Origin of the sequence: Rhodopila sp. (assembly GCF_035548095.1) — a bacterium.
Lineage (GTDB): Bacteria > Pseudomonadota > Alphaproteobacteria > Acetobacterales > Acetobacteraceae > Rhodopila.
In genome coordinates, this window is record NZ_DASZUV010000002.1 from 340,647 (window position 1) to 367,085 (window position 26,439).

Below are 26,439 nucleotides of genomic sequence, written 5' to 3' on the forward strand. Positions count from 1 at the left end.
CTATGCGGACCGCAGCAATCCGCCATCGATGGCGATGCACTGGCCGGTGACATAGTCGGACAGGTCGGTCGTCAGGAACTCCACCACCTTGGCGCAGTCCTCCACATTGCCCAGCCGCCGCACCGCCACCTTCTCGGTCTGGTCGGTGTTGCCGTCGACCCGGCCCGGCATCACGCTGGCGACGATCCGGCCGGTGGTGATGATCCCCGGCGCGATGCAGTTCGCGGTAATGCCATGCGGACCCAGGTCCTGCGCCAGGTAGCGGGTATAGTGCAGGATCGCCGCCTTTGCGGCCCCGTAATGGGCATAGCCCCCATCGGTGGACGGTCCCAACCCTGCCACGGAGCTGACGGTGACGATCTTGCCGCTGCGCTGCGCCTTCATGATCGGCGCCACCGCGTTCACGCAGTAGACGGTACCGTAATAGTTCATCTCCGTGACAAGATGCAGCAGATCGGAATCCAGCGTGCTGGCCTTGGTATCCATCGGCCGCCCGCGCCCGCCGCCGGCATTGCAGACCAGGATGTCGATGCGGCCCCATTTATCCATCACCCGGCGGACCATCGCCTGCACCGCCGCCTGGTCCCGCACATCCATTTCGATGCCGATCGCCTCGGTGATCGCGTTGATCTCATCCACCGTGCTGTCGGCGGTCATCGCCTTCGCCTCGGCCTCGAACTCCTGATACGACTTCAGATTGATGTCCGTCACCGCGACCTTGGCGCCCAGGCCCGCCAGGCGCAGCGCATAGGCCCTGCCCAACCCACGCCCCGCCCCGGTGACGACCGCAACTTTCCCGTCCAGCTTGCCCATGGTCCGTTTTCATCCCCTTCGCCCGATGCACCGGGCTTAGCACCGGCGCCCGGCATTTGCACGCCGCCCGACCGCGCCTGTATCCTGCAGGCCAATATCCGACAAGCACTGGAACGTCGCCCATGGAAACCGCCACCACACCGCCCGTTCGCATCGACGCGGCCACCGGCCAGAAACTGTTCAACACCCGCGCCGCCAAGGCATCGGAAAAGATCGCCGGCAAGGGCTATTCGGCCGTCACCGACGAGGCTTTGCGGACCTTGCCGCCGCCGCCGCCCGGCGCCGCCTTCAATGCCCAGGAACAAGCCAGATACCGCGCCAACAAGGAGGCGCGGCGCGGCGCCGCCGACTACATCGCCATGGAAGGCGAATTCGCCCGCTACCTGGAGGATGTCTATTCCGCCCCGCCGATCCGGCGCGAGGCGCTGGCTGACGATTGTGAGGTCCTGGTGATCGGCGCCGGGTTCGGCGCGCTGATGTTGTGGTACAAGCTGCAACAGGCCGGCTTCACCGATGTGCGCTTCTGCGAAAAGGGCGGCGATGTCGGCGGCACCTGGTACTGGAACCGCTATCCCGGCATCGCCTGCGACGTGGAATCCTACAGCTACCTGCCGCTGCTGGAGGAAATGGGCTACTTCCCGACAATGAAATTCGCCTCGGGGTTCGAGATCCTGGAATACTGCCAGACAATGGCGGAGCGTTACGGCTTCTACGATCGTTGCCTGTTCCACACGACGGTGACGCGCACGGAATGGGACGAGGCCGCGGCGCGCTGGACCGTGCGGACCGATCGTGGCGATGCGATGCGCGCACGCTATGTCGTGCTGGCCAACGGCATCCTGACCACGCCGAAGCTGGCACGTATCGAGGGGATGGAGACGTTCAAGGGCGAATCCTTCCACACCTCCCGCTGGGACTACAATGTGGACCTGGCAGGGAAGCGCGTCGGCATCATCGGCACCGGCGCCACGGCGGTTCAGGTGATTCCGGAAATCGCCAAGGTGGTGAAGGAGCTCTACGTGTTCCAGCGCACCCCTTCCACCATCGACGTGCGCGATCAACGCGCCACCACGCAGGAGGAGATCGCCGCCTGGCGGCAGGAACCCGGCTGGGCCAAGGCGAGGCGGGAGCGGCTGGCGAAGATCTCCTCCGGCCGCACGGCGTTGCAAGGCAATGACGACTACCTGTCCGGCAAGGTCGCCGATTTCAAGCAGCGCAAGACGCATGAGCGCGCGCTGTCACCCGAGGAAATGATCGAGCGGCAGCTCAATACGAACTTTCGGATCATGGAACAAATCCGCGCGCGGGTGGATGCGATCGTGAAGGATCCGAAGACGGCGGCGGCGTTGAAGCCGTACTACGCGTATGGCTGCAAGCGCCCGACCTTCCACGACGAATACCTGCCCAGCTTCAATCTGCCGCATGTGCACCTGGTGGATACGGCACCGCTGGGCGTGGCCCGCATCAATGAACGCGGCGTGGTCCATGACGGGATCGAGTATCCGCTGGACGTGCTGATCTACGCGACGGGATTCCAGTGGATGGCGACGGCGACGTTCAACATGATCGTCGGCCGCGACGGCCGGACGCTGCGGGACAAATGGCGGACCGAGGGCGTGCGTACCTTCCTGGGCTTGCACACGCATGGTTTCCCCAACCTGTTCATCATGTCCGGCCCGCAAAGCGGCGGCGCGCAGTTCAACTTCACCCGCGGGCTGGAGGGCCACACGGATTACGTGGTCTGGCTGCTGAAGACGTTGCGGGAGAAGAACGCCACGGTCATCGACATCAAGAAGACACCCGAGGACGAGTACGCCGCGCACTGCCGCGACGCCGACCTGCGCACCCGGCCGCTGCGCGACTGCCTGTCCTACTACAACGGCGACGGCAACGCCGAACCGGGCAGCCTGGCCTATTACGGCGGCCCGGAGAAATGGCATGAGATCCGCCGCGCGGCCCAGGCTTCGCTGGATCCATACGTCTTCGAAACAGCGGCAGAGGCACGCTCACCCGCGGCCGTGGCATAGGATACGATCCTGCGCCACGGCCGGACCGGATGGCGACACCCCGTGCCGGCGGCCTGCCACGCCCCGACCCGCTGATGGCGGCCAATCGAAGCCGCATGGCGAATGGCGGGACCGATGAAGCCACCCGGCGTGGAGACAGCGAACCGGGCGTGAAGACGGCGAATTCAGATGACCCGGTGCAGCAACGGCTCACCCGCCGCGAGACGCCGGCAATTCTCCGCCGCCAGGGCGAGGCTGCGGTCGAACGTACCGCTCGTCAGCCAGCCGATATGCGGGGTAACGACGACGTTCGGCAGTGACAGCAGCGGGTCACCGGCGACGATGGGTTCGGCATCGAACACATCCAGCCCCGCGCCGGCCAGGTGCCCCGACCGCAGCGCCGCGGCCAGCGCCGCCTGATCCACCAGCCCCCCGCGCGCGGTGTTGATCAGGATCGCGCCAGGCTTCATCGCGGCCAGCGCCGCGGCGCCGACCATGCCCGCCGTCTCCTCGGTCTGCGGCACATGCAGGCTGACGATGTCCGATGCCGCCAGCAGCTCCGCCAGCGCCACCTGCCTGCCCACCGCACCCGCCACGGGCCGCCGCGCCGCGAACAGCACCTGGCAGCCGAACGCCGTCAGGATCGGCGCCAGGATGCGCGGGATGGCGCCATAGCCGACAAGGCCGACCACGCGGCCGCCCAGCTCCCCGATACCGTCCTGCAGCACCGGATCGGTCCAGGTGCCGGCCCGCAATCCGGCATCGAAACGGGTCAGCCGGCGCAGTACCGCCAGCATCAGCGCGACCGTGAGTTCCGCCACCGCGCGCGCATTGGTGCCCGGCAGGTTGCACACCGCAATGCCGCGCCGCTCTGCTGCCTCCAGATCGATCGTGTTGACGCCCACGCCGATCTTCTGGATCAGCTTCAGCCGGGGGGCCGACGCGATCATACCTGATGTGCAACGCTTCAGCACGTGCCATAGCACGTCGCAGTCGGGCAGCAGGCGCGCCAGCAATGCGTCATCCGCCTCGGGGCAGACCGCGATGCGCAGGCCCGGCTGGGCCTGAAGCCGGGAGGCCAGGTCCCGTCCCGCCGTGTGATGGAAGATGACGTTCATCCGGTCTGTTCCCCCCGGCAAGTTCCCCCCGGCAAGGTTCCCCCCGGCAAACTTGCCCATGTGGCCGCGCCATTCTAGCCTGAGCACCATACAGGAGGAAAACCAAGCAATGGCAGACGACCTCACGCTCGTCATCCGTGGCGGCCTGGTGGTGGACGGCACCGGCGCCGCCCCGAGGGAAGCCGATATCGGCCTTGCCGGAGACCGCATCGTCGCGATTGGCCGCATCGCCGGCCGCGGCGCCGAGGAGATCGACGCACGCGGCAAAATCGTCACGCCTGGCTTTGTCGATCCGCACACCCATTACGACGCGCAGGTGATGTGGGCGAACCATATCACCCCCAGCTCCTGCAACGGCGTCACCACGGCGCTGATCGGCAATTGCGGCGTCGGCTTCGCGCCCTGCAAGCCCGACCAGCGGGACATGCTGGTCGAGCTGATGGAGGGTGTCGAGGACATTCCGGAGCCGGTGCTGACCCAGGGGCTGCCCTGGAACTGGGAAAGCTTCCCCGACTACCTCGATCGCATCGCCGAACGCCGTTTCGATATCGATGTGGCGGCGCAGGTGCCGCACGCGGCGCTGCGCGTCTTCGTCATGGGCGAACGCGGCGTCGCGCGTGAGCCCGCGACGGAGGTGGACCGCCAGGCGATGGCGCGCCTCGCCGCCGAGGGAATCCGCGCCGGCGCACTGGGCTTCTCCACGTCCCGGACGCTGAACCACAAGACGCTGGACGGCCGCCCGACACCGACACTGAACGCGGCCGAGGAGGAGCTGACCACCATCGCGAAGGCGGTCGGCGAAACGGGTTCGGGCTGGTTGCAGGTGATCTCGGATTTCGATGAAGCGATCGAAGCGGAATTCGCCATGTTCCGCCGGCTGGTGGAGATCTCCGGCCGGCCGATGACCACCACGGTGCTGGAACGCGATTCCAAGCCACAGGAATGGCGCCGGCTGCTGGACCTGATCGGCCAGGCCAATGCCGACGGGATTCCGATCACCGGCATGGTCCTCACCCGCCCCACCGGGATCATGCTGGGCTTCGAGATCTCGCAGAACCCGTTTGTCGATGTGCCGGGCTGGGACACGATCGCCGACCTGCCGTTCGACGCGAAGATCGCCGCCTTGCGCGATCCCGGACTGAAGGCTCGGCTGTTGAGCGAGACACCGCGCGATCCGGCGCTGGTGAAGCGGCTTCGCCGCTGGGACCGGATTTTTCCCCTCGGCGATCCGCCGGACTACGAACCGGCACCGGAACGGTCCATCGCCGCCGAGGCCGCGCGCCTGGGCGTCGATCCGGCCGCGCTGGCCTATGACAGGATGCTGGAGAATGATGGCCGAACCATCCTGTACCGTCCGCTATCCAACTACGCGGACGGCACACTGGAAACGGTGCGGGAGATGATGGCGCATCCCAATACGCTCATCGGGCTGGGCGATGGCGGGGCGCATGTCTCGATCCTGTGCGACGCCACCGCCATGACCTATGGCCTGACGCACTGGACGCGGGACCGCGCCCAAGGCCGTTTCCCCATCGAGTGGATGGTACGGCGGCTCACCCACGACAACGCCAAGGCGCTCGGCCTGACCGATCGCGGGGTGATCGCGGCCGGACGCAAGGCGGACATCAACGTGATCGACTACGACAGGCTGAACCTGCGGGCACCGAAGGTGATCTACGACCTGCCCGCCGGCGGCCGCCGGCTGATGCAGGTATCGGACGGCTTCACCGCCACCATCCTGTCCGGGGAGATCGTTTCCCGAGACGGCCAGGCGACCGGCCGGCTGCCGGGCCGGCTGCTGCGTGGCGCGCCGTCATAGGGCGCGCGCCGCTCTGATCGCCTGCCAGACACGGTGGGGCGTTGCCGGCATGTCGATATGCCGCACGCCCAGCGGGGCCAGGGCGTCCAGGACGGCGCTGATCACCGTCTGCGGGGCGCCGATGGCGCCGGCCTGGCCCGCACCCTTCACCCCCAGCGGATTGCCGGCGGTCGGCACGCCGGTCAGCGTGACGTCCAGGTCCGGCAAGTCCGTAGCGCGCGGAATGTGATAATCCATGAAGGATCCGCTGGTCATCTGGCCGGAGCCTGGGTCGTAGACGGTATCCTCCGTCAGCGCCTGTCCGATCCCCTGCGCCAGTCCGCCCCGCACCTGGCCGATCGTCAGCATCGGGTTGATCAAGGTCCCGTAGTCGTCCACGGCGGTATAGCGTTCCAGCGTCACGGCGCCGGTCTCGGGATCGACCTCTACCTCGGCGATATGACAGCCATTGGGAATGGTGATGAAGTCCAGCAGGTTCCACAGATAGGTATCCAGGCTGGTATCGCGTGCAACGGTCAGCAGATCGACGGACCGTTCCCCCGCGCTGTACCGGCCGGCCGCGAAGCTGACCTCATCAGGCCGCGCCTGCAGCAGGCGCGCGGCCACCTGGACGCCCTTGGCGATGACCTCCCGCGCGACGTTGAACAGCGCCGTGCCGCCCTGATGCATGGACCGAGCGCCGCCGTGACCGTTGCCTTGGGGGATTTCGGTGGTGTCTGCCTGGATGTAATGAAATACCTCCAGCGGCAAGCCCAGCAGGTCGGCGGCGATCTGCGGATAGGTCGTTTCGTGTCCCTGGCCGTTGCTTTGCGTGCCGACCAGGATGGCGACCCTTCCGTCGCCTTCGAAACGGATCTCCGCACCCTCATTCGGGGCGCCGCGCGCGGTCTCCAGAAAGCAGGCGAGGCCGATGCCGCGCAGCCGGCCCTTCGCCTGGCTGGCCGCCTTGCGGGCGGGGAACCCGGCGTGGTCGGCGGCCAGCATGACGTCGTCGATATTGGCGGCGAAGCGTCCGCAATCGACCAGCGTGCCCAGCGCCTTCCGATACGGGAACCGGGCGATCAGGTTGCGGCGGCGCAGCGCGATCGGATCGAATCCACACTGAATGGCGGCGTGGTCGATCAGCCGTTCGATGACGTAGTTCGCCTCGGGCTTGCCGGCGCCACGGTACGCGTCGATTGGCGCGCAATTGGTGAAGACGCCGCGCACATCCATGAAGATGTCCGGAATGGCATAGCCGCCGCCCATCGCCGCGGCCGGCGCGTTGGTGGAGCTGCCGGGACCGCCCGCCGACATATACGCGCCCAGCCCGGCGGTCGTGACGACTTCCAGCGCCAGGAACGTGCCGTCCTTGTCCAACGCCAGGCGGCCCAGCGAAACGTTGTCGCGGCCCTGGGCGGTGGCGGTGAAGTCCTCGGCGCGTTCCGCCGTCCACTTGACGGGGCGGCCCAGGCGGCGCGCGGCCCAGAGCAGCAGCACCCATTCGGGATACAGGCAGTTCTTGATGCCGAACCCGCCGCCGACATCCGGCGCGTGGACACGAACCTGCCGGCGGGGGCAGCGGAAGATCGCGTCGGCCAACTGGTCGCGAATGGCGTTGACGCTGGCGGCCGAAACCAGCAGGTCGTAGCCGGTGCCGGTCCAGCGGCCGATGGCGCCGCGCGTCTCCATCGGCGCGACCACGAGGCGATTGTTGACGACCCGCAGCTCCACCACATGTCTCGCGGCGGCGAAGGCGGTCCGCACCGCCGCCTGATCGCCGCGCTGGAAGCGGTAGGATTCGTTGCCGCCATCCCAGATCGCCGGCGCGTCCGGCGCCAACGCGGCGACGGGATCGACGACGCAGGGCAGTGCCGTGTAGTCTACCGCCACCAGTTCCGCCGCATCCCTGGCGGCGGCTTTCGTTTCGGCGACGACGAGCACGACCGGATCACCGACATGGCGCACGCGATCCCGCGCCAGGGCCGGGCGTGGCGGCACGATCATCGGTGCCACGCTGGCGACCTGGGTGGCGCAAGGCAACGGCCCCAGGTCCTTTATATGGTCATACGTATAGACACCCAGCACGCCTGGCGCGGCGGCCGCGGCGGATATGTCGATCCGGCCGATCGTTGCGTGTGCGTGGGGGGAGCGCACGACATGCGCCCAGGCCTGGTCCGGATCGGTGACATCGTCCAGAAAGACACCCGTTCCGGTCAGAAAACGGGCGTCTTCCAGACGCCTGGTGGATTGCCCGATGAAGGGCGGCACTCAGAACCCCAGCTTGCCGGCCAGGCCATAGCCCTGCGCCAGATCCTTCAGCCTGCTCCAGGTCGCCTCCTCGACCGGCACGCCATTCTTGCGCCGGTCCTGCTCCTTCCGGAACTCGACCTCACCTGGGTAGAACACTTCGGTGAAGCCCTGGGCGGGCGGGGTGGATTTCAGATATTGCGCGAATTCGGTGACTTCCTGCTTGAAGGTCGCAAGGTCGCGGAAGGCGGCGACGTTGAACACCGCCATGAAGCAGCCGTCGTTATGCCGCCCGGTCGGTTCGACACCGAATCCAAGACCGGTCAGCAGGCCGGACAGGATTTCGACGATCGCGGCCAGTCCGGTGCCCTTGTAGCCCTCGCTGCCGCCCAGCGGCAGCAGCGCGCCGCCGGCCTTCAGCACCTTCGGATCGGTGGAGGGCCGTCCCTCGGCGTCGATCAGCCAGCCGGTCGGCACCTGTTCGCCGCGCGCGGTGGCGACGTTGATCTTGCCGGCGGCTGCGGCCGAGGTCGCCATGTCGAAGACGAAGGCGCCTTCCAGGTTGGACGGGATCGCAAACGAGATCGGGTTGGTGCCCAGGCGTGCCTTGGCGCCGCCATATGGCGCGACATGCTTCGGGCTGCGGCCGGAATCGGCGGTGATCATCGCGATCATCCCCTCGGCGGCGGCGAGCAACGGATAGCTCGCCAGGCGGCCGATATGGCTTTGGCGGAACACCGTCGCGGCGGCGACGTTCTGCTTCCTGGCCTTCTCGATCGTGTAGCGCATCGCCTTGTCGGTGACGTAGTAGCCGAATCCCCAGTTGCCATCGATCACCGTCGTGGTCGGGGTTTCCTGCGTGATGGTCCACGGCGCCTGCGGCACGATATGGCCGACCTTGATCCGCTCGATATATTGCGCGATCAGGATGATCCCGTGGCTGTCATGGCCAACCAGGTTGGCGCCGATATTGTATCTGGAGACGACCGCGGCCTCCTCTTCCGACGCGCCCGCGGCGATCAGCAGGCTCCTGGCGATGTCCATCAGTCTTTCCGCTGACACGGTCGGCATGGCGGTTTCTCCCTTCAATCCGGTCGAGGCAGGCTAGCCCAGGGCCCGCCAGTTGGCCAGAACGGGGAACCGGCGTAACCTGCCGCCCAGGGATGAAAATGGGAGCGGACCAATGACGGCAAAGTCCACCGTATATGCCGGGATCGCCGGTTATGTCGGCCGGCCGGACCAGCGCGGCCTGGTCGGGGTGTTCGTGCGGCCGGCGGGCAGTGAGGCGTGGGAGCACAAGATCACCGACCATGAGACGTTCGCGGTGAACGTGCACCCGACCGATCCGGACGTCGTGTTCGCCGGCACGTCGGACGGGGTGTACCGCAGCACCGATCGCGGCAAGACGTTCCAGCGCGCCAACTTTCCCGACAAGACGCAGATCTGGTCGTTCCTGGTGGATGCCGGCAATCCGAAGCTGATCTATGCCGGCGCCTCCCCCATTGCGGTCTATCGCAGCGAGGATTGCGGGGAGACGTGGCGCAGGATGCCGGATCCCGGCATGCCGGACAGGGCGGTGATGCCGTTCGCGTGCCGGGTGATGCGGATGGCGCAGCATCCGAAGCAGCCCGGAACCATCTACGCGGCGCTGGAGGTGAACGGCGTGATGCGCACCACCGATGGCGGCGAAAGCTGGACGGATTGCAGCAAGGACCTGATCCGGCTGGCGCAGTTGCCGCACCTGAAAAGCAAGATCGTCAGCGACACCTATAACGAGGGCATGCTGGACGGCCACGCCATCGCCATCTCCCCCGCCGAACCGGACAAGGTGATCCTGGCCGTGCGGATGGGATTGTTTGAAACCACCGACGGCGGCGAGTCCTGGCAGGACATGGAAGTCGGGCGTTTCTCCCCCACCACCTATGGCCGCGACATCAAGGTGTCGCCACAGGACGGCAACACGCTGTATTCGGCGCTGAGCGTCGCCGCCGCCAGCAAGGATGGCGGGGTGTATCGCAGCACCGACAAGGGCGCGACATGGAAGCGGTTCGACAAGGTGCAGGTGCATGGCACGGTCATGTCCATCGCGCTGCATGACCGCGACCCGAACCAGGTCTATCTGGGCGCGCGCTATGACGGCGAGGTGTTCGGGACCGAGGATGGCGGCAATAGCTGGCAGTCGTTGCCGCTGCCGCCGGGCGTCAAGGATATCTATTCGCTGGCGGTGGGATAGGACGTTCCGCTACCCGACCAGGTACCAGGCCAGCAGCACCGTGTAGCCGGTGATGGCGATCCCGACATGGATCGCCATCGTCACGCCGGACCCGTGGCGGCGGCGCAGCAGCACTCCCATGCCGGCCGCCAGGGCGGCGGCCAGCAGCCAGGCCGAGACAGGTCCGAAGACCGCCGCCCCCTCGGCCGCGCCGCGGGGTGGCCCCAGCGCGATCGGGAACAGCAAGGCCAGGCCGATGGCGCCCACGGCGCCATGCGCCAGGCCGGCGGCGACCGGCGGATGCGCTGCACCGGTCTCCCGCAAATGCAGAAATCCCAGGACCGTTCCGGCAACGACGGCCAGGGTCAGCAGCGCAAAGGCGGCGGTCAGCATCGGGCCACCGCGCCCCGCTCGACCGCCATGCCCCATGCGATCGGCGCGATAAGGCATGACAGCGTCAGGCTGGCCCTGTCATGCCTTATCACCTCTTTGATCCAGGGGCGCGAGCCCGCCTTCTCACCACCGGCTTCGGGCGCTCGCGCGCTAGGCCAGCACGCCCAGGCCGCGCAGCCGTTCGATATCGTCACCGGAATAGCCCGCATCGCGCAGCACCGCTTCATTGTGCTGGCCGACGGCGGGCGCGCGTTGCGGCGGCACCTTCTCCTCACCGTCGATATGGAACGGTGTCATCACCGTCAGTCCCTCACCATCGGCGAACGGGGCCAAGGCGCCGGAATGGCGCATCTGCGGATCGTCCAGCGCCTCATTCACCGTGGCGACGATGCCGAAGGTGACGCCGACGCCGTCGAGAATCCGCCGCCACTCCGCCAGATCCCGCGTGGCGAACACCTCGTCCAGCAGCCGGCACAGCTCGCGTGCGTTTTCCTTCCGAGCGGCGGGGGTGGCGAAGCGCGGATCGTCGGTGAGATCCTCGCGGCCGATTGCCGACAGAAGGGAGCGCAACTGCCGCTGCTCATTGAACAGCGCCATGATGAACCAGCGATTGTCGCGGGTGCGGTAATGATTGGCCAGGGCGTTCGGCGGGTCGTGGCGCGGCGGGCGGAGCTGCATGTCCTCTCCGAACAGGCGAAGCTGGATCGCACACCCGTTCGCCCAGAGCCCGTTCTGCAGCAGGGATGACCGGACCACCCCGCCCTTCCCCGTCCTTTCGCGCCGATACAGCGCCGAGACGATCGCCGCGTACAGGCCGGTGCCGCTGGGATGGTCGCCCATGCCCGGCATCGAGCGTGTCGGCGGCGTGTCGACATCGGCGCGCACCATGTCCATCAGCCCGGTGCGCGCCCAATACGCGGTGGAATCGAAGCCGGTCTTCGCCGCCTCCTCCCCTTCCTCGCCATAGGCGGTGAAGGACGCGTAGATCAGCCGTGGGTTCAGCGGCAGCAGATGGTCCGGCGCCAGTTTCAGCCGGTCGCGCACCGGCAGCGGAAAGTTGGTGATGAAGACATCAGCCTCCGACACCAGCCTGTACAGCACCGCCTGGCCTTCCGGATGCTTCAGGTCCAGCGCCAGGCTGCGCTTGTTGCGGGAGGTCAACTGCCAATAGAAGTCGACCTTCCGCCCCGGCAACGGTTGCGAGGACCGCCACGGATCACCCTCGCCCGGGGGTTCGATCTTGATCACGTCCGCCCCGTAATCCGACAGCATGGTCGCCGCCGCCGGCCCGGCGATCCAGCTCGCGCAATCGATGACCTTCAGGCCTGAGAACAGACTTTCCGCCACGATCGATGCCCCTGTTCCGCCTACGGCGCCTGGTTGCTGAAGATGATGGTGCCGGAAGCAGCGAACATGCCGCCGACGCCATGGCAGACCGAGACCTTGGCGCCGGGAACCTGCGCCGGCGCGATGCCGCGCATCTGCCGCACACTCTCCTGCAGCGCGTACATGCCGTACATGCCGGAGTGCATGTAGGACAGGCCGCCGCCATTGGTGTTCAGCGGCAGCTTGCCGCCCGGCGCGGTGTTGCGCCCGGCGATGAAGGCCGCCGCCTCCCCGCGCGGCAGGAAGCCAAGGTCTTCAAGACCGTAGATCGGCAGATGCGCGAAGGCATCGTAGATCATCAGGTGATCGACGTCGGCGTGCTTGATCCCGGCCTCCTTGAACGCCGTCGGCCCGGCGACCCGGAACGCCCTGGAGGTGGTGAAATCCTCCATCTGCGACACCATCGGGGTTTCCACGCTTTCGCCCGTGCCCAGGATGTAGACCGGCCTGGTCGGAAAGTCCCTGGCGCGTTCGGCGGATGTCAGGATCAGCGCGCCACCGCCATCGGTCACCAGGCAGCACATCAGCAGCCGGAACGGATACGCGATCATCCGGCTGTTCAGCACGTCATCGGTGGTGATCGGGGTCTTGAAGGTGGCGCGCGGGTTCTTCGCCGCCCATTCGCGCTGCACCACGCAGACCTGGGCGATCTGCTCCACGGTCACGCCATAGGTCTTCATGTAGCGCAGCACCGGAATGGTGAACATGCTGGGCGGACCCATCGGGCCGAAAGGCTGCTCGAACTGGCCGTTCAGCGATTGCGGATGAACGCTGCGCGGCGGGTTGCCGATGCGCGATTTTCCGGATTCGCCATGGGTGATCAGGATGGTCTTGGCCAGCCCCGCCTCGATCGCCGCCGCGGCATGGCGGACATGGATCATGAAGGAGCAGCCGCCGACCGCGGTGCCGTCGACCCAGGTGGGGGTGATGCCCAGATAGTGCGCGAGCTGCACCGGGGTTTCGTTGGCGCAGGCGATGCCATCGATATCCTTCGGCTTCAGCCCGCAATCCTTCATGGCGTTGATCGCGGCATCGGCGTGCAGGCCGATCTGCGACAGGTTGGTGATGACGCCCAGATCGGTGGTCTCGGCGGCGCCGACGACGGCAACGGTGTTGTGCGGCATCGTCTTATCCTTTCGCCGGACGGAACAAGGGCAGGGTGATGGTGTCGGTCTGCGGCTCGAACACCACTTCCAGCTTCATGTCGAGCTGCAGAGCCTCGGGGGTCTGCGGACAGTCCACGATGTTGGTCATCATGCGCGGGCCTTCATCCAGCTCAACGACGGCGATGGCATAGGGCGGGGTGAAGCCGGGCACCGGGCGGTGGTGGATGACATAGCTGTACAGGAATCCCTTGCCGCTGGCCTGGGTCACCGACACGTTGCGGGAGGCGCAGACGGGGCAGAACGGGCGCGGCGGGAAATAGACTTTGCTGCAGTCGTCGCAGCGTTGCAGCAGCAGCTTGTTCGCCTTGGTGCCGTCCCAGAAATGCTGCGTTTCGGGTGTCGGCTGCGGCAAGGCGCGCCCTGGGGTAGCCATGGTTGCGTTTCCTCCAACTGGAGGCGCGAGGTTAGGACGGGCGGCGGCGCCCGGCAACCGGCCGGCGCATCGGACCGACAGCGCATCAGACCGGACAGCGCATCAGACCGGGGGCGCGCCACGACAACCGCGCCAGGACAACAGCGCCGGGACAACGCTGCCCGGTCGCGGCGGGCGACCCTGCCCTTTTATGCGACGTGCGACAGCGCGCCTGCCCGGTCCTGCGACAGCGCGCCTCGCGCCGTGAGTGGCGGCAGCGCGCCCGCGTCGACATAGCGGGTCGATCCGCCCAGGGTCAGGACGACCTCATCGGCCTCCGGAAGCTCATTCAGGCATGCCGGCGGCAGCACGGCGTCGCCATCGGTCCAGCGAATCCGGTCGGTGTCCTCGTAGTCGTGGAATCCCTGCGTCAGCCGCGGATCGGCAAGACGGATATGACGGATGCGCGATCCGTGCCGCAAGACGATCCCGCGCAACGCGACGCCCAGCAGGCGCGGGTCTCGTGCCACGCCAAGCTCCGCCGGCACCGCCGACCGCGAGACGATCCGGATATTGCCGACCGGCGCCGGCACGCGGAACACGAACGCGCCCTGGTTGCGGAAATGGGCATCGATCCGGTCGCCGTCGACCACGAGATGCAGGTCGGGGTCCGCCGTCACCGGCACGCCCGGCCGTGGCCCTGCCCGGTTCAGCAGCCGCCGCCACGCCGCATCGACACGCGGGCCGCCGGTCAGAACCGGGGGATATGGTCCCTTGGGCGGCAAGTCCCGGCCGCCATTTGCATGGCGGAACAGCCAGCGATCGCCGTCGTCGCGGCAACTCTCGACCGGGGCCCCGTTCGCCATCAGGAGGTCGTGGGTTTCCAGCGCGATATGATGGATCATGACGTCCTGGGCGTGATCATCCCACAGGATGGAGCGGTGGTTGACCAGAAACGCCACCGGTATCAGCACGCCGTCGATCAGGAAGCCGTGGCCCTTCGTCACGCGCAGGTCGCGATGCGGCATATGATCGGCCAGCGCGCCACGCCGCACGATGACCGGTGTCGCCGCGGAGCGACGGCCCCTTGTGGCCTTCATCCGCCCCTCGCCGACCCGGACGATGCGCCGGACCGCGCCGCCGGGTGTCACGACCATGTCCCCCGAACGCAGCCGCTCAACCAGAACTTCGCCGGCCGGTGTCGCGATCAGGGTGCCGGAAAGGAAGCACATCCGCGCCGCGGCAGGCGGACCGAAGGGCAAAGCGTCGTTCTTGGACATCCACGCCTCACATCATTTCATTTGATATTTGTTTATTCTCTTTGGGCGCGCTTTACGCCTGTCACCGTCGCATAAGATATGTCTCGAAATTTTCTGTCTCATACTGAAAAATTACGTCGGTTGCCCGCCCACTGCGGTCAGCCGGCATTGCCATCGATTCAGCTGAAATCAAAATTTGTACGGGACCCCATCAATTCTGGGGCGCGTCGAAATTCTTACACCAGCGTAGCTGTAACGCAAGGTGATCCATGAGCAGCGGCGGGGAGCGGCGGCGGAGAGCGGCGGCGGAGAGCGGCGGCGGGCGGGAAGACCGCATCCGAGCGCCGGCGGCGCAACGCATGCCGGTGGATGGCGCAAGGCGGGCGTGTCCTCGCCGACGACGTGCGGTCGCGGCGCGCGGCGGTGTCGTGACGGAACATCATGACGGGGGCGTCACGGCTCGCCGCCGGCGGCGCGGCACGGCCCTGGCGGCGGCGGACCGGCGCGGCGCCCGATCGGGCCGGGAGCATCGCCTCCCTATCCCGGCTCCACCGTCACCGTGTATCCCGCCCGCCGGCTCTCGCCCGGCGGGATCAGCATCATCCACGGCTTTTCCAGGATATCGCCATCGAAATCCGGCGGACTCGCCATGCCCGCCCACGGTTCGATGCACAGGAAGTCGCCGCCCGGGCGCATCCACAGGCCCAGATGCGGAAACCCCTCCCACGCCACGGTCAGCGCCGGCCCGTCCGCCGCCGCGAACCGCACCGACCGGCTGGCCGGCCGCGACAGGATCAAGGCGTCCGCCGCGAACAACGCCACCGACAGCGGCAGGAATCGGCCGCGGATGGGCGACAGCCGGTCCGCCGGAGTCAGCAGCCCGTCCTCCACGCCGCGCAGCTTTTCGGTCTCCTCCGATTCGAAGGTCAGCGCATAATCCGTCTTCATCCGCCGCGGCTGCAAAGGCCAGCGGAAAGCGGGATGCGCGCCCATGGAGGCAGGCAAGACCTCCTCACCCGTGTTGGTCACGCCATAATCCACCGACAGCGCGGTGGCCGCCACCCGGAACGCCAGCTCGAAGCGGAACCGGAACGGATACCGCGCCCGTGTCGCCTCGTCGTCCTCCAGCACCAGCCGGCAACCCTCCGGCGTCCGCTCCACCCAGGCAAACCGCCGGTCCCTCGCGAAACCGTGCTGCGTCAGGCGGTAAGACACGCCCCGATGCCGCAGCGTATCGTCCTTCAGCCGTCCCACGATCGGGAACAGCACCGGCGCGTGCCGCGGCCAGGCCGGCCCCGCATCCCACAGGTATTCCGTGCCGGCGGCATCACGCAGCCGGCACAATTCCGCGCCATCGGCCTTCACGCAGGCGGACAGCAAGTCGCTGCCGAAACAATGAGCCTCCCCGGTCATGGTGTCGCGTCCCCCTGGACGTCCCCCTGGACGTCCCCCTGGGCATCTCTCTGGGCGTCCCCCTGGGCGTCCCCCTGGGCGACCCTCTGGACGGCCGCCTGGGTACCCGCCTGGTCCACCACCGTCGCCGCCACCAGCGGGGGCGGCACGCGCATCGCCCGCGACGGATGCGTCATCGCATCCAGCTCCAGCAGCGTGTTCAACTGCTCCCGCGTCAGCAGCCCCTCCTCCAACACCAGGTCCGCCACCGCCCTGCTTTCCTCCAGAGCCCGCCTCGCGATCCTGGAAGATGCCTCATAACCCAACGCCGGTACCAGCGCGGTCACCAGGCCGATGCTGCCACGCACCAGCGTCTCGCAGCGGGCGCGATCCACCTCGATCCCCTCGACGCATCGTGTCCGCAACGTATCGATCGCGGCGGTCAGCATCCGCACCGAGTTCAGGATGCAGTACCCGATCGTCGGCTCGAACGCGTTCAACTGCAGCTGCCCGCCCTCGGCGCATAACGTTACGGTCAAGTCATGGCCGATGACCAGGAACGCCACCTGGTTCACCACCTCCGGGATCACCGGATTGACCTTGCCCGGCATGATGGAGGATCCGGCCTGCACCGGCGGCAGCCTGATCTCGCCGATCCCGGTGCGCGGGCCGCTCGACAGCAGCCGCAGATCGTTGGAAATCTTCGACAGCTTCACGGCGACCCGCTTCAGCAGGCCGGAGAACAGAACGAACGCCCCCATGTCGGAGGTCGCCTCGATCAGGTTCGCCGCCGGCACCAGCGGCTGGCCGGAGGCCCGCGCCAGCTCCTCGACGGCGAGGGACGCGTAGCGCGGATCGGCGTTGATGCCGGTGCCGATCGCGGTGGCACCCAGGCTGACCTCGCGAAACAGGGCGCTGATGTCGGACAGGCGCGCCACGTCCTCCTTCAGCGTGACATGGAAGGCATCGAACTCCTGGCCGACCGTCATCGGCACCGCATCCTGCAGCTGGGTGCGGCCCATCTTCAGGACATCGGCGAACTCGACGGATTTGGTCTTGAAGGCGAAGGCCAGGTCGTCCAGCGCCCTGGCCAGCGGCGCGACGGCAAACAGGATCGACAGCCGCAGCGCGGTCGGATAGGCGTCGTTGGTCGACTGCGCCATGTTCACGTCGTCATTCGGGTGCAGCGCCGCGTAGTCGCCGCGCCGACGGCCCATCTGCTGCAGAGCGATGTTGGCGATCACCTCGTTGGCGTTCATGTTGCTGGAGGTGCCGGCGCCGCCTTGGACCGCGTCGACAACGAATTCGTCGTGATACTGCTTGCCGTCGGCGATCAGCAGACAGGCAGCCTCGATCGCCGCCGCCTTGTCGGCCGGCAGGTAGCCCAGGCGCCGGTTGGCCCGCGCGGCGGCCAGCTTCACCAGCGCCAGCGCCCGCACCAGATCGGGGAAATGGCCGATCGGCACACCGGTGATCGGGAAATTCGCCACCGCGCGCTGGCTATGGATGCCCCAATAGGCGGTCTCGGGGACGTCGGCCTCGCCCAGCAGGTCGTGCTCACGGCGGGTGGCGGCAGGTGGCGGCGTCATCGGGCGGCTCCGTTCATGGCCCAGGGACTATAGAGAGTTGCGGCGCGGCGTTGCGGTCCAAGCGTGACCGTCCGGCACACAGGCAGGACGGGAGCCAGGCGCAAGCCAGCGGCCTTGCGGCCGTGCGCGCCAGGGACGTGCGCGCCAGGGACGCACGCGCCGAGAGGCCGGCCGGGGCAGCCCCCGCCCGGCCCGCGCCCTACCGGACCCGGTTGTAGCTGTAATCCTCCCGCTCCCCGGCGCCCTGGCGCAGCCCGGGCGGCATCGGCGGCCGTGTGGCGTTGACCTTGGCATGCGCGTCCAGCGCCGCCTGGTCGGCCCAGAGCTCCAAAAGCGTCAGCTTGTCGGGGTCGGTGATGCTTTGGAACACCTCGAACTGCTCACAGCCGGGTTCCTGCATGACTTCGGCGCAACGCTTGCGGAACTCGGCGGCCAGCGCCGCCCCCTTGCCCGGGGCGGCGTTGATCGTGACCACGAGACGGACCTTCATCGGACATTCTCCTCCCATTCAGCCAGCCGAGTAGCCGCCCGCCCGCCGTGCCCGTCAAGTCGCCACCCACCCGCCCAGGCCACCCCGCCCAGGCCACCCCGCCCAGGCCACCCCGCCCGGTTCACCCCCGCCCGGTTCATCCCGCCCCAGGCCACCTCGCCCCAGGCCACCCCGCCGAGGCCAACCGCTCCGCCCGGCCTGCTCCGCCAAAGCCCGCCCGCCAGGCCCGCCCAGGCGGACGCCGTCAACGCAGCAGCACGGCCTTGCCGATCACCCGCCGGTCGATCACCGCCTGCAGCGCCTCGGCGGCCTGGTCCAGGCGGAAGCTGTGGGAGATGCGCGGGCGCAGCTTGCCCTGCTCCGCCAGCGCGACCAGCGCCTTCATGTTGGCGGCGGCCAGCGCGGGATCGGCCTCGTTCAGCCCGCCGATGCGCACGCCGACCGCGTCGATGCCCTTGATCAGCAGGTAGTTGCTGCGGATGCTAGTCGGCCCGCCGCCCAGGAAACCCAGGATCAGCAGCCGCCCGCCCCAGGCCAGGCAGCGCAGCGATTCCTCGGCAACCTTGTCGCCGATCGGGTCGTAGACGATGTCCACTCCGCGCCCGCCGGTCAGCGCCTTCACCTGATCGACGAAGCCGTTCCGGTAGTCGATGGCGTGGTCCGCCCCTTCCTCCAGGCAGGCTGCGCGTTTCGCGTCGGAACCGGCGGTGGCGATCACGTGCGCGCCGAACGCCTTGGCCATCTGGATCGCCGCGATGCCGATGCCGCCGGCCGCGCCATGCACCAGCACCCACTCGCCCGCCCGCATCCGTCCGCGCTGCAGCAAGGCGTGATAGGCGGTGGTGTAGGCGCCGCGGAACACGCCGGCCTGCGCCATGGTCAGTCCATCCGGAACCCGGTCGCACAGCCCCGCCTTCGCATTCCCCAGCTCGGCGAACGCACCCAGCCGATGCCGGCTCATCACCGGATCACCGACCGCGAAGTCCCGCACGGCGGAGCCGACCGCGACGACATGGCCGGCCGCCTCGCCGCCGGGGATGAAGGGTGGTTCCGGACGAAACTGGTACTGGCCGGCCAGCATCAGCACGTCGACGTACTGGACGCCGCGCGCCTCGATTCGCACCTGAATCTCATCCGGGGCGGGCGGCGGCGGATCCGGAACATCCCGCAACGCCAGCACCTCGGGGCCGCCGAACCGCTCGCAGACCATTGCTTTCATTCCCTGTCTCCCTCGCTGAGTCGGCCGAGCATGTAGCAAGCCGGACACTCAGGACCAAAAAAGCGAATTTACCCTTGCCGGTGGTCAATTTCGTGGGCTAAAGGGGACAATGCCGCACTTACAATGATCGGGACTGTTGGAATGGCCATGGGATCGCAGCCGCACCACGGTGTTGGCGCTGAATTTGGAGACAATCAGCAGGTCCTCGAAGCCTTGCGCGCGACGCCGCTGCTGAATGAGCTCGCGGAGCCCTCGCTGAATCGCCTGGCTGGCATCAGCCGTGTGATCCGCGTGGCTGAAGGCACGCTGCTGTGTGAGGAAGGGGAGCCCGCGTCGGAGCTGTTCATCGTGCTGGACGGCCAGGTGGCCGTCCTGGCGCAGGCGGCCAACGGGACCTCGGCGGTGGTGGAAGTGCTGGATGCCGGCGCCACCATGGGCCTGTCCGCCGTCCTCGCCGGCCTGCCGCTGCTGATGACGGCCCGCGTCGTCCGCGCCGCCCGCCTGCTGTCGATCGACGGCGAGGGGCTTCGCGCCCTGACGGCGCAGGAACCGCCGCTGGTCACCGTGCTGCTGCGCGCCGAGGCCGAGGGGTTCAAGGCGCTGGTGCAGCAGGTGTGTGACCTGAAGCTGCGCACCACCGCCCAGCGCCTGGCCGTGTACCTGCTGTCGCTGTCGCCGGAAAAGAGCGGCAACACCACCGCCCTGCGGTTGCCCTTCGACAAGCGCCTGCTCGCCGCCCGCCTCGGCTGCCGGCAGGAGAACCTGTCGCGCGCCTTCGCCGCCTTGCGGACCCTGGGCGTGGAAACGCATGGCGCCCGCGTGATCCTGCACGACATCGCCCGCCTGCGGGACTACGCGCTGCCGGACGATTCCATGGGCAGCAAGGTATCGGTCTGACCCGACAGGCACACCGCGATGCGGTCCTGGCGGGCCAGCCCCGCCAGGAATGCCGGGTTCCTCTGAATCACACCCCCTGATGAATCACACCCCCTGAAACGACAGGCCCGCCAGGACCGGCGCGCGATCGCGGCCGCCGGTTGGCGTGACCCCCACCGTGAAGAGCGGGCAGGGTGAAGAACGGGCAGGCGGTCGCCGTCACCTGCCCGGCCGTCATCCGCGCGGGCCGTCACCCGCCTGGACCGTCATCCGCGCGGGCCGATGAAACGGCCGCCGGCGACCTGGTCATCGACAGCACAGCCACCGAACGCTGGACGGGCGCTACAAGACGGGCGCCACGAGACGGGCGGGGCGGCAGCCATCCCGCTACGCCGCCGTCATCTCCGCCCATACCTGGTCCGCGCCCGCCTTCGCCATATGGCGGCCCAGCAGCGCGTTCCATTCGGCGTCCTTGCCGAACTCGTCGCGCCAGGACCACAGGCGGCGGGTCAGGAAGTGCAGCGAATGCTCAAAGGTGAAGCCGATCGCGCCGTGCACCTGATGCGCGATGGACGCGCCGATTCCCGCCGCCTCGCCGGCGCGCGCCTTGCCGGCGGCGATGGACAGGACGGTGCCGGCAGCCACCGCCTCGGCGGCGATATCGGCGGCGGCGACGCTTGCCGCGGTCTGCCCGGCCAGCACCGCCAGGTTCTGCTGCACCGCCTGGAACTTGCCGATCGGCCGGCCGAACTGCACCCGTCCCTGGGCGTATTCCGTGGTCATCTCGGTCAGTCGCGTCATCGCGCCGGCGATCTGCTGGGTGCGCATCGCCGCCCCCACCGCGCGCAGCCAGGCCGGGTCGCGCCGCGTCGGCGCCACCGCCGCCGCGATCCCGTCCACCCGCACCGTATTGCGCGGTTCCCGCGCCACGTTCTCCCCCGCCTCGACGGTGAGGGCATCCGGGGTCAGCAAGACGACCCGATACCCGCCATCATGCGGCACCAGGGCGGCCAGGCCGGCCGCCTGGCCGGCCCAGGGAATCCGGGTGAGCGTGCCGGACACATGCCAGCGCCCGCCATCCGCGCGCAGGGCCAGTGCCTCGCCGGGCCGCACCGGGCCCACCGTCAGCGCTCCGTCCGGGATCGCCAGCCCCGCCTCGGCCAGCAGCCAGCCCGCCAGCATCGTCTCGGCCAGCGGCACCGGCAACGCGTGGAACCCGGCGACGCGCAGCAGGGACAGCGCATCCTGGATCGTCACGCCGAACCCGCCCGCCGCTTCCGGCACCAGCGCGTTCGGCAGCCCGGCTTCCGTCACCGCCGCCCAGATCGCGGCGGGCCACGTCCCCTGGTCGGCGTCCCGCAAAGCGGCCGCGCCGCAATGGTCCCGGGACACGCGGTCCGCGGTCTCCCGCAGCATCACGCCAATACCCGCATCGGTCTCGGTCATCGGTCCCAGCCTCCCGAACATCGGACGCTGTTATGGCCGAGCGAGGGAACCGGGAAAAGTGTCGGCTTTACCGGCAGCCGGCGCGCATGCTTGAAGGGCGGGGTGCCGAGCGCCGGCGCGGAGGCCTGCACGGATGACAGAGATGGTCGCGATCATACCGGATGCCGTCAGGCGGGCCGTCCAGGCCCAGCGCGCCGCGATGCGGACTCTGTTCGATCAGCTGCGCCAGGACGGGCTGGACGAACCCGGCATCTCCCGCGATCCCTATGGCGACGGGGAGCAGCGGGCCCACGCGACAGTCACCCGGGCGGCTCGGGCGATGGGGCTGGAGATCGGCCATGACGACGCGGCCAACCTGTACATGACGCTGCCGGGCCGCGACCGGTCGGCCCCGGCGCTGGTGATCGGCTCGCACCTGGATTCGGTGCCGCACGGCGGCAATTACGACGGCGCGGCGGGCGTGCTGGCCGGCCTGGCGACCGTGGCGGCGCTGCGGGATCTGGCGGTGACGCCGGCCTGCGACATCGTGGTGATGGGCATCCGCGCCGAGGAAAGCGTGTGGTTCCAGGTCTCCTATATCGGCAGCCGCGGCAGCCTGGGCATGTTGCCGGACGGGGCGCTGGACGTCCGCCGGGTGGATACCGGCCGCACATTGGCGGAGCATATCGCCGCCTGTGGCGGCAACCCGGATGCGCTGCTGGCCGGGCGCCGCCATTTCGACCCGGCCAGGCTGCGTGCCTACATGGAACTGCATATCGAGCAGGCGCCCAGCCTGGTGGAAGCCGGACAGCCGGTCGCCCTGTGCACCGCCATTCCCGGCAATTTCCGCTATCCCTATGCCTGGATCGAGGGCAGCAACGACCATGTCGGGCTGCCGAAGCGGTTCCGCCGCGACGCCGCCATCGCCGGGGCCGAGTTCGCCATGGCGCTGGACGCGCTGTGGGAGGAGCATGAGGCCGAGGGCATCCCGATGGCCTGTACCCTGGGCCGCTTCCATACCGACGCCACCCAGCACGGCATGACCATCGTGCCCGGCCGGTTCGACTTCTCGCTGGATGTCCGCGCCTACGACCCGGCCGTGCTGGCGGCGCTGGAGCAGCGCGTGGCCGCCATCGTCGCCGGCATCGAGCAGCGGCGCGGCGTGCGCTTCCACCTGGGCACCAAGGCGCACGCCGCCGTCGGCCCGGCCGACCCGGCGATCAAGGCGGGGCTGGAGCGGGCCGCCCGTGCCCAGGGCCTGACCCCGACCTGGATCGGCAGCCCGGCCTCCCACGACGGCGCGGCTTTCGCGGCGGCCGGCGTGCCGATCGGCATGATCTTTGTCCGCAACGAAAACGGCAGCCACAATCCAATGGAAAAAATGACAATAGAAGATTTTCTTGAAGGTACCGGAGTCTTGACTCAGTGGGTCATTGACTATGCGGGTTGACTGAAATTATTCACCAACGTCCCGGCAATCGCGCGATGTCCGTTGGCAACGATGACTTTTCAGGACGCAACCTGGCTTTTGCCAAATTGGCCTGGGTACTTGTACCCGTGATCTATGTTGCCGCGTCGGCAGCCTTCGTCGCCGACCTGTTGCGGACGAACACACTTGCCTACGGTATCATCTACATCCCGCTGATCGGCACCGGCCTGCTTCACCGCCAGAAGCGGACGCTGTGGGTGCTGACCGCCGTCAGCATTTTTCTGGTGATCATCGGCGCCTTCTTCCCGACCCCCGATCCCGACCTGCCCAATCTGTTCAGCAACCGCATCCTGTCGATCCTGGCCATCCTGGCCACCGCGTTCCTGGTGTTTCACGCACGCACCATCCAGGATCGTTTGGCCGCCGAAACGCGCCGGGCGGAGACGGCGGAGCGGTTGCGGACCGAAATCCTGAGTAATATCGGGCGGGAAATGCGGACGCCGCTGCACACGACGATCGCCATGCTGGGCCTGCTGCTGACCAACTGTCCGCCGGAACAGCGCGGGCCGCTGGGCAAGATGCGCGCGGGCAGCCAGCAGCTGCTGCTGACGCTGGATAATCTGATCGGGCTCACCCAGATCGACGAATCCAGCCCGGATCTGCAACGGACCGATGTCGGCATCCTGCTGCGCAAGGCCGTCGCCAATACGCGCATCATGGCCGAGGACAGCGGGGTCAGGCTGGAATTCAACCGCGATTCCGCACGCAATGCCCAATGGGGCTCACAAGCGGACACAGCGGAGGACACGCAGGCGGACGACCAGCCCAGGGCCGGCGTGTTCGAGGCCTTCGTCGATCCGCACATGACCCGGCGGATTCTGGACAATCTGCTGTTCAACGCGATCCAGGTGACGCCGGCGTCCCGCACCGTCTACGTCACGATCCGGCAGACGCCGGGCGATGTCCTGATCGATGTCGGCGACACGGGCGACGGCCTGCCGCCGCATCTGCTGGAAGACTCGCTGGACGATACGGCCGTGATGACGGAAACGCTGCTGACGCCGACGATCGGCGTGGGCCTGACCTTTGGACGGCGGCTGGCCGAAGTGATGGGCGGCTCACTGACCGTGCTCAGCGAGCCCGATATCGGCACCACGGTCACGCTGTCGCTGCCGCGGGCGATCGGCTGATCCGATCCATCGCGGCGGCGGTGGCACCATCACCGGCACCGTACCCATCGTCCGTCGGCAGGCCGGCGGCGGCGATGGCGGCGCGAACCGCGGGGGCGGCCACCGCCTCGGTGACCAGCACCAGCCGGCTGTACCGGTCGCAGCCGCCAGGATCGGCGGATAGCGGATGCAGGCGTCCGACCAGATGGCCGGCGGCATGGACCTCGGCCGGATGCCGCGCATCGCGCAGCCAGACGAGGCCGCGCAGCCGCAGCAGCCCGCCTCCCAGGCGCGCGGCCAGGTCATGCAGCCGGGCGGAGAGGTCCGCCGCATCCATCGGCTGCATCCAGGCCAGGGTGGTGGTCAGCAGCCGGGCGCCGGCCGCCTCGGCGCAAGGGATGGCGGCCAGCGGACCGCACCCATCGATCAGCGCCGCCGCGTCGATCGCACCGGCTGCGATGTCGATCAGGGGCGCCAGCGGATTGAGGCCGCGCAGCCGCGCCTGCGCAGCCGCCCCGGCACGGTTCACGAGGACCCGGTCCGCCATCGCGACCTGCCGCGCGGTAGTGTCGGACAGGGTCAGACCGGGCCCGGCACCAGCATCGGCCCCGGCATCGACGTCGGCATCGGCATCGACCATGGCGACGATCGCCCGCGGCGCGTAGGCGGCGGCCACGGCCGGATCGCGCATCAGCGCGGTCAGGGTGGATAGCGGATGCGCGCTGGCGCCCAGTTGGATCACGACCCGGTCGATCTCCCCCCGGCGGGCACGCGGCAGCAACTGGCGCAGCACGCGGGTCATGTCGTCGCGCGGAGCACAGCAGACGCAGCCGTTCGGAAACGGCGTGGAAACAGCGGCGAGCGGCCGGACAAGGGCGTGGGTGATGCTGGCGGCGGCGCGCCTGTCCGCCAGCACCGCGGTACGCGCCAGGGCCGGATCGCGCAGCAGGCGATTGAGCAGCGTCGTCCTGCCAGCCCCCGCCACGCCCGTCAGCAAGGTGACCGGCGTGACATCAGCCATGCGGGTGACCGCACCCGGCCTGTCCGTACAGCGCCTCGGGCGAGACTTCGGGCGCCGCGATCTCCACCAGGTCACCGTCCCGCGCGGCCCGGAAGAAGCAGGACCGCCGGCCGGTATGGCAGGCCACGCCGTCCTGCTGCACCAGCAGCAGCAGCGTGTCACCGTCGCAATCCACCCGCAACTCGCGCAGGTGCTGGGTCTGGCCCGACGTCTCCCCCTTCCGCCACAGCCCGCCGCGGCTGCGGCTGTAGTAGCAGACCCGCGCGGTCGCCAGGGTCTCCCGGATCGAGTCCGGGTTCATCCAGGCCATCATCAGCACCTCACCGGTGTCGTGCTGCTGGGCGATGGCGGGTACCAGGCCATTGGCGTCGAACCGGATCGCGGCGAGGACGCTGGCTGCCGGATCGGCCCCCTCCGGGGCCGCGGCCTGTGCCCCGCCGGTCTGTGCCCCACCGGCCTGTGTCACGCCGGTCTGTGTCGCGCCGATCCGTGTCGCGCCGGTCTGGGCCCCTGTGGTCTGTGTCGTGGAAATCTGCGTCATGCATGCTATCTAGGGTGCTGGCGTGCCCGTCGCCAAGGAGTGCCGAAAGGGAAGTCTCTGATGGGGTTTACCCCGCGGACCGAAGCATTGCTCGACCGTGCGTCGGTCATCTGTGAGAGCCGGGGCGCGCGGCTGACAGAGCTGCGCCGGCAGGTGCTGGGCCTGATCCTCAACCGTGAGGCGCCCACCGGCGCCTACGACCTGCTGGACCAGTTGCGCAGCACGCGGCATGGCGCCGCCCCGCCCACCGTGTACCGGGCGCTGGAATTCCTGCAGGAGCAGGGGCTGGTCCACAAGCTGGAGCGGCTGTCCGCTTTCGTCGGCTGCATCGCCGATGAGGAGCATGAGCACGACCATGCCGCGCAGTTCTTCATCTGCCGCGGCTGCGGCAAGGTGATCGAGCTGGAGGACCACGAGCTGGCGCATGCGCTGACCGACGCCGCCAGGCGAGTCGGCTTCACCGTGTCGAAGGCGACGATAGAGGCCGAGGGCCAGTGCGCCGCCTGCCGCGCCCAGGCGTGACCGGCACAGTCAT

General features: G+C 68.4%; 22 protein-coding genes and 1 pseudogene. 7 read left to right on the forward strand and 16 right to left on the reverse strand.

The annotated features are described in order from the left end of the window. Nucleotides 1-813, reverse strand: coding sequence for an SDR family NAD(P)-dependent oxidoreductase (locus VHC04_RS03825; RefSeq protein WP_325678118.1), 813 nt, complete (start codon nt 811-813; stop codon nt 1-3). Between the two features lie 122 nt (nt 814-935). Here VHC04_RS03825 and VHC04_RS03830 point away from each other — a divergent pair, with 122 nt between their 5' ends. After that, nucleotides 936-2,840: a flavin-containing monooxygenase gene (locus tag VHC04_RS03830; RefSeq protein ID WP_325678120.1), complete on the forward strand. Its 1,905-nt coding sequence runs from the start codon at nt 936-938 to the stop codon at nt 2,838-2,840. 164 nt (nt 2,841-3,004) lie between these two features. On the opposite strand, the gene VHC04_RS03835 is transcribed toward VHC04_RS03830, so the two are convergent. After that, nucleotides 3,005-3,937: a 2-hydroxyacid dehydrogenase gene (locus tag VHC04_RS03835; protein WP_325678122.1), complete on the reverse strand. Its 933-nt coding sequence runs from the start codon at nt 3,935-3,937 to the stop codon at nt 3,005-3,007. A 109-nt stretch (nt 3,938-4,046) separates the two neighbouring features. Between VHC04_RS03835 and VHC04_RS03840 the strand changes: the two genes are divergently transcribed. Then, complete coding sequence (locus tag VHC04_RS03840) at nt 4,047-5,756, forward strand: N-acyl-D-amino-acid deacylase family protein (protein ID WP_325678124.1); 1,710 nt, start codon at nt 4,047-4,049, stop codon at nt 5,754-5,756. Here VHC04_RS03840 and VHC04_RS03845 read toward each other — a convergent pair. Both VHC04_RS03845 and VHC04_RS03850 read right to left on the reverse strand, forming a co-directional pair. Continuing rightward, a complete protein-coding gene (locus tag VHC04_RS03845; RefSeq protein ID WP_325678126.1) occupies nt 5,751-8,006 on the reverse strand; it encodes a xanthine dehydrogenase family protein molybdopterin-binding subunit in 2,256 nt (751 codons plus the stop codon). The two genes, VHC04_RS03840 and VHC04_RS03845, sit on opposite strands and share 6 nt — an antisense overlap. Then, a complete protein-coding gene (locus VHC04_RS03850) occupies nt 8,007-9,056 on the reverse strand; it encodes an Ldh family oxidoreductase (protein ID WP_325678128.1) in 1,050 nt (349 codons plus the stop codon). A 112-nt stretch (nt 9,057-9,168) separates the two neighbouring features. Here VHC04_RS03850 and VHC04_RS03855 point away from each other — a divergent pair, with 112 nt between their 5' ends. Next, entirely contained in the window at nt 9,169-10,218 is a 1,050-nt protein-coding gene (locus tag VHC04_RS03855) for a WD40/YVTN/BNR-like repeat-containing protein (protein WP_325678130.1), read from the forward strand. Between the two features lie 9 nt (nt 10,219-10,227). Here VHC04_RS03855 and VHC04_RS03860 read toward each other — a convergent pair whose 3' ends face one another. The 9 genes and pseudogenes from VHC04_RS03860 to VHC04_RS03900 form a co-directional block, all read right to left on the reverse strand. After that, entirely contained in the window at nt 10,228-10,647 is a 420-nt protein-coding gene (locus tag VHC04_RS03860) for a hypothetical protein (RefSeq protein WP_325678132.1), read from the reverse strand. Between the two features lie 93 nt (nt 10,648-10,740). Beyond that, nucleotides 10,741-11,937 (reverse strand): CaiB/BaiF CoA transferase family protein, encoded by a 1,197-nt coding sequence (locus tag VHC04_RS03865; protein ID WP_325678134.1) that lies wholly within the window; start codon nt 11,935-11,937, stop codon nt 10,741-10,743. A 20-nt stretch (nt 11,938-11,957) separates the two neighbouring features. Then, nucleotides 11,958-13,100 carry a thiolase C-terminal domain-containing protein gene (locus VHC04_RS03870; RefSeq protein WP_325678136.1) on the reverse strand — a complete coding sequence of 381 codons (1,143 nt, stop codon included), beginning with the start codon at nt 13,098-13,100 and terminating at the stop codon, nt 11,958-11,960. A 4-nt stretch (nt 13,101-13,104) separates the two neighbouring features. Beyond that, nucleotides 13,105-13,515: a Zn-ribbon domain-containing OB-fold protein gene (locus VHC04_RS03875; RefSeq protein ID WP_325678138.1), complete on the reverse strand. Its 411-nt coding sequence runs from the start codon at nt 13,513-13,515 to the stop codon at nt 13,105-13,107. A gap of 188 nt (nt 13,516-13,703) precedes the next feature. Then, nucleotides 13,704-14,774 carry a Hint domain-containing protein gene (locus tag VHC04_RS03880; protein WP_325678140.1) on the reverse strand — a complete coding sequence of 357 codons (1,071 nt, stop codon included), beginning with the start codon at nt 14,772-14,774 and terminating at the stop codon, nt 13,704-13,706. Nucleotides 14,775-15,290: 516 nt separating this feature from the next. Beyond that, complete coding sequence (locus tag VHC04_RS03885; protein ID WP_325678142.1) at nt 15,291-16,166, reverse strand: aldose 1-epimerase family protein; 876 nt, start codon at nt 16,164-16,166, stop codon at nt 15,291-15,293. A 161-nt stretch (nt 16,167-16,327) separates the two neighbouring features. After that, nucleotides 16,328-17,734: pseudogene (locus tag VHC04_RS03890) on the reverse strand (aspartate ammonia-lyase); the annotation flags it as partial. 199 nt (nt 17,735-17,933) lie between these two features. Then, a complete protein-coding gene (locus VHC04_RS03895; protein WP_325678146.1) occupies nt 17,934-18,224 on the reverse strand; it encodes a putative quinol monooxygenase in 291 nt (96 codons plus the stop codon). A gap of 244 nt (nt 18,225-18,468) precedes the next feature. Further along, nucleotides 18,469-19,443 carry an NADPH:quinone oxidoreductase family protein gene (locus VHC04_RS03900; protein ID WP_325678148.1) on the reverse strand — a complete coding sequence of 325 codons (975 nt, stop codon included), beginning with the start codon at nt 19,441-19,443 and terminating at the stop codon, nt 18,469-18,471. Between the two features lie 213 nt (nt 19,444-19,656). Between VHC04_RS03900 and VHC04_RS03905 the strand changes: the two genes are divergently transcribed. Next, on the forward strand, nt 19,657-20,340 hold the full coding sequence (locus VHC04_RS03905) for a cyclic nucleotide-binding domain-containing protein (RefSeq protein WP_325678150.1): 684 nt from the start codon (nt 19,657-19,659) through the stop codon (nt 20,338-20,340). Between the two features lie 366 nt (nt 20,341-20,706). Here VHC04_RS03905 and VHC04_RS03910 read toward each other — a convergent pair whose 3' ends face one another. Beyond that, nucleotides 20,707-21,765 (reverse strand): acyl-CoA dehydrogenase family protein, encoded by a 1,059-nt coding sequence (locus VHC04_RS03910; RefSeq protein ID WP_325678152.1) that lies wholly within the window; start codon nt 21,763-21,765, stop codon nt 20,707-20,709. 133 nt (nt 21,766-21,898) lie between these two features. Between VHC04_RS03910 and VHC04_RS03915 the strand changes: the two genes are divergently transcribed. Together VHC04_RS03915 and VHC04_RS03920 are read left to right on the forward strand one after the other, a co-directional pair. Next, nucleotides 21,899-23,194: a Zn-dependent hydrolase gene (locus tag VHC04_RS03915; protein WP_325678154.1), complete on the forward strand. Its 1,296-nt coding sequence runs from the start codon at nt 21,899-21,901 to the stop codon at nt 23,192-23,194. A 107-nt stretch (nt 23,195-23,301) separates the two neighbouring features. Next, entirely contained in the window at nt 23,302-24,363 is a 1,062-nt protein-coding gene (locus VHC04_RS03920) for a sensor histidine kinase (protein WP_325678156.1), read from the forward strand. Here the strand turns inward: VHC04_RS03920 and VHC04_RS03925 are convergent. Together VHC04_RS03925 and hisI are read right to left on the reverse strand one after the other, a co-directional pair. Continuing rightward, nucleotides 24,332-25,363: a GTP-binding protein gene (locus tag VHC04_RS03925; RefSeq protein WP_325678158.1), complete on the reverse strand. Its 1,032-nt coding sequence runs from the start codon at nt 25,361-25,363 to the stop codon at nt 24,332-24,334. The genes VHC04_RS03920 and VHC04_RS03925 overlap by 32 nt on opposite strands. Next, on the reverse strand, nt 25,356-25,829 hold the full coding sequence (hisI, locus tag VHC04_RS03930) for a phosphoribosyl-AMP cyclohydrolase (protein WP_325678265.1): 474 nt from the start codon (nt 25,827-25,829) through the stop codon (nt 25,356-25,358). The genes VHC04_RS03925 and hisI overlap by 8 nt, the downstream gene beginning before the upstream one ends. Before the next feature lie 135 nt (nt 25,830-25,964). Between hisI and VHC04_RS03935 the strand changes: the two genes are divergently transcribed. Next, nucleotides 25,965-26,426: a Fur family transcriptional regulator gene (locus tag VHC04_RS03935; protein WP_325678160.1), complete on the forward strand. Its 462-nt coding sequence runs from the start codon at nt 25,965-25,967 to the stop codon at nt 26,424-26,426. The last annotated feature ends 13 nt before the right edge of the window (nt 26,427-26,439 follow it).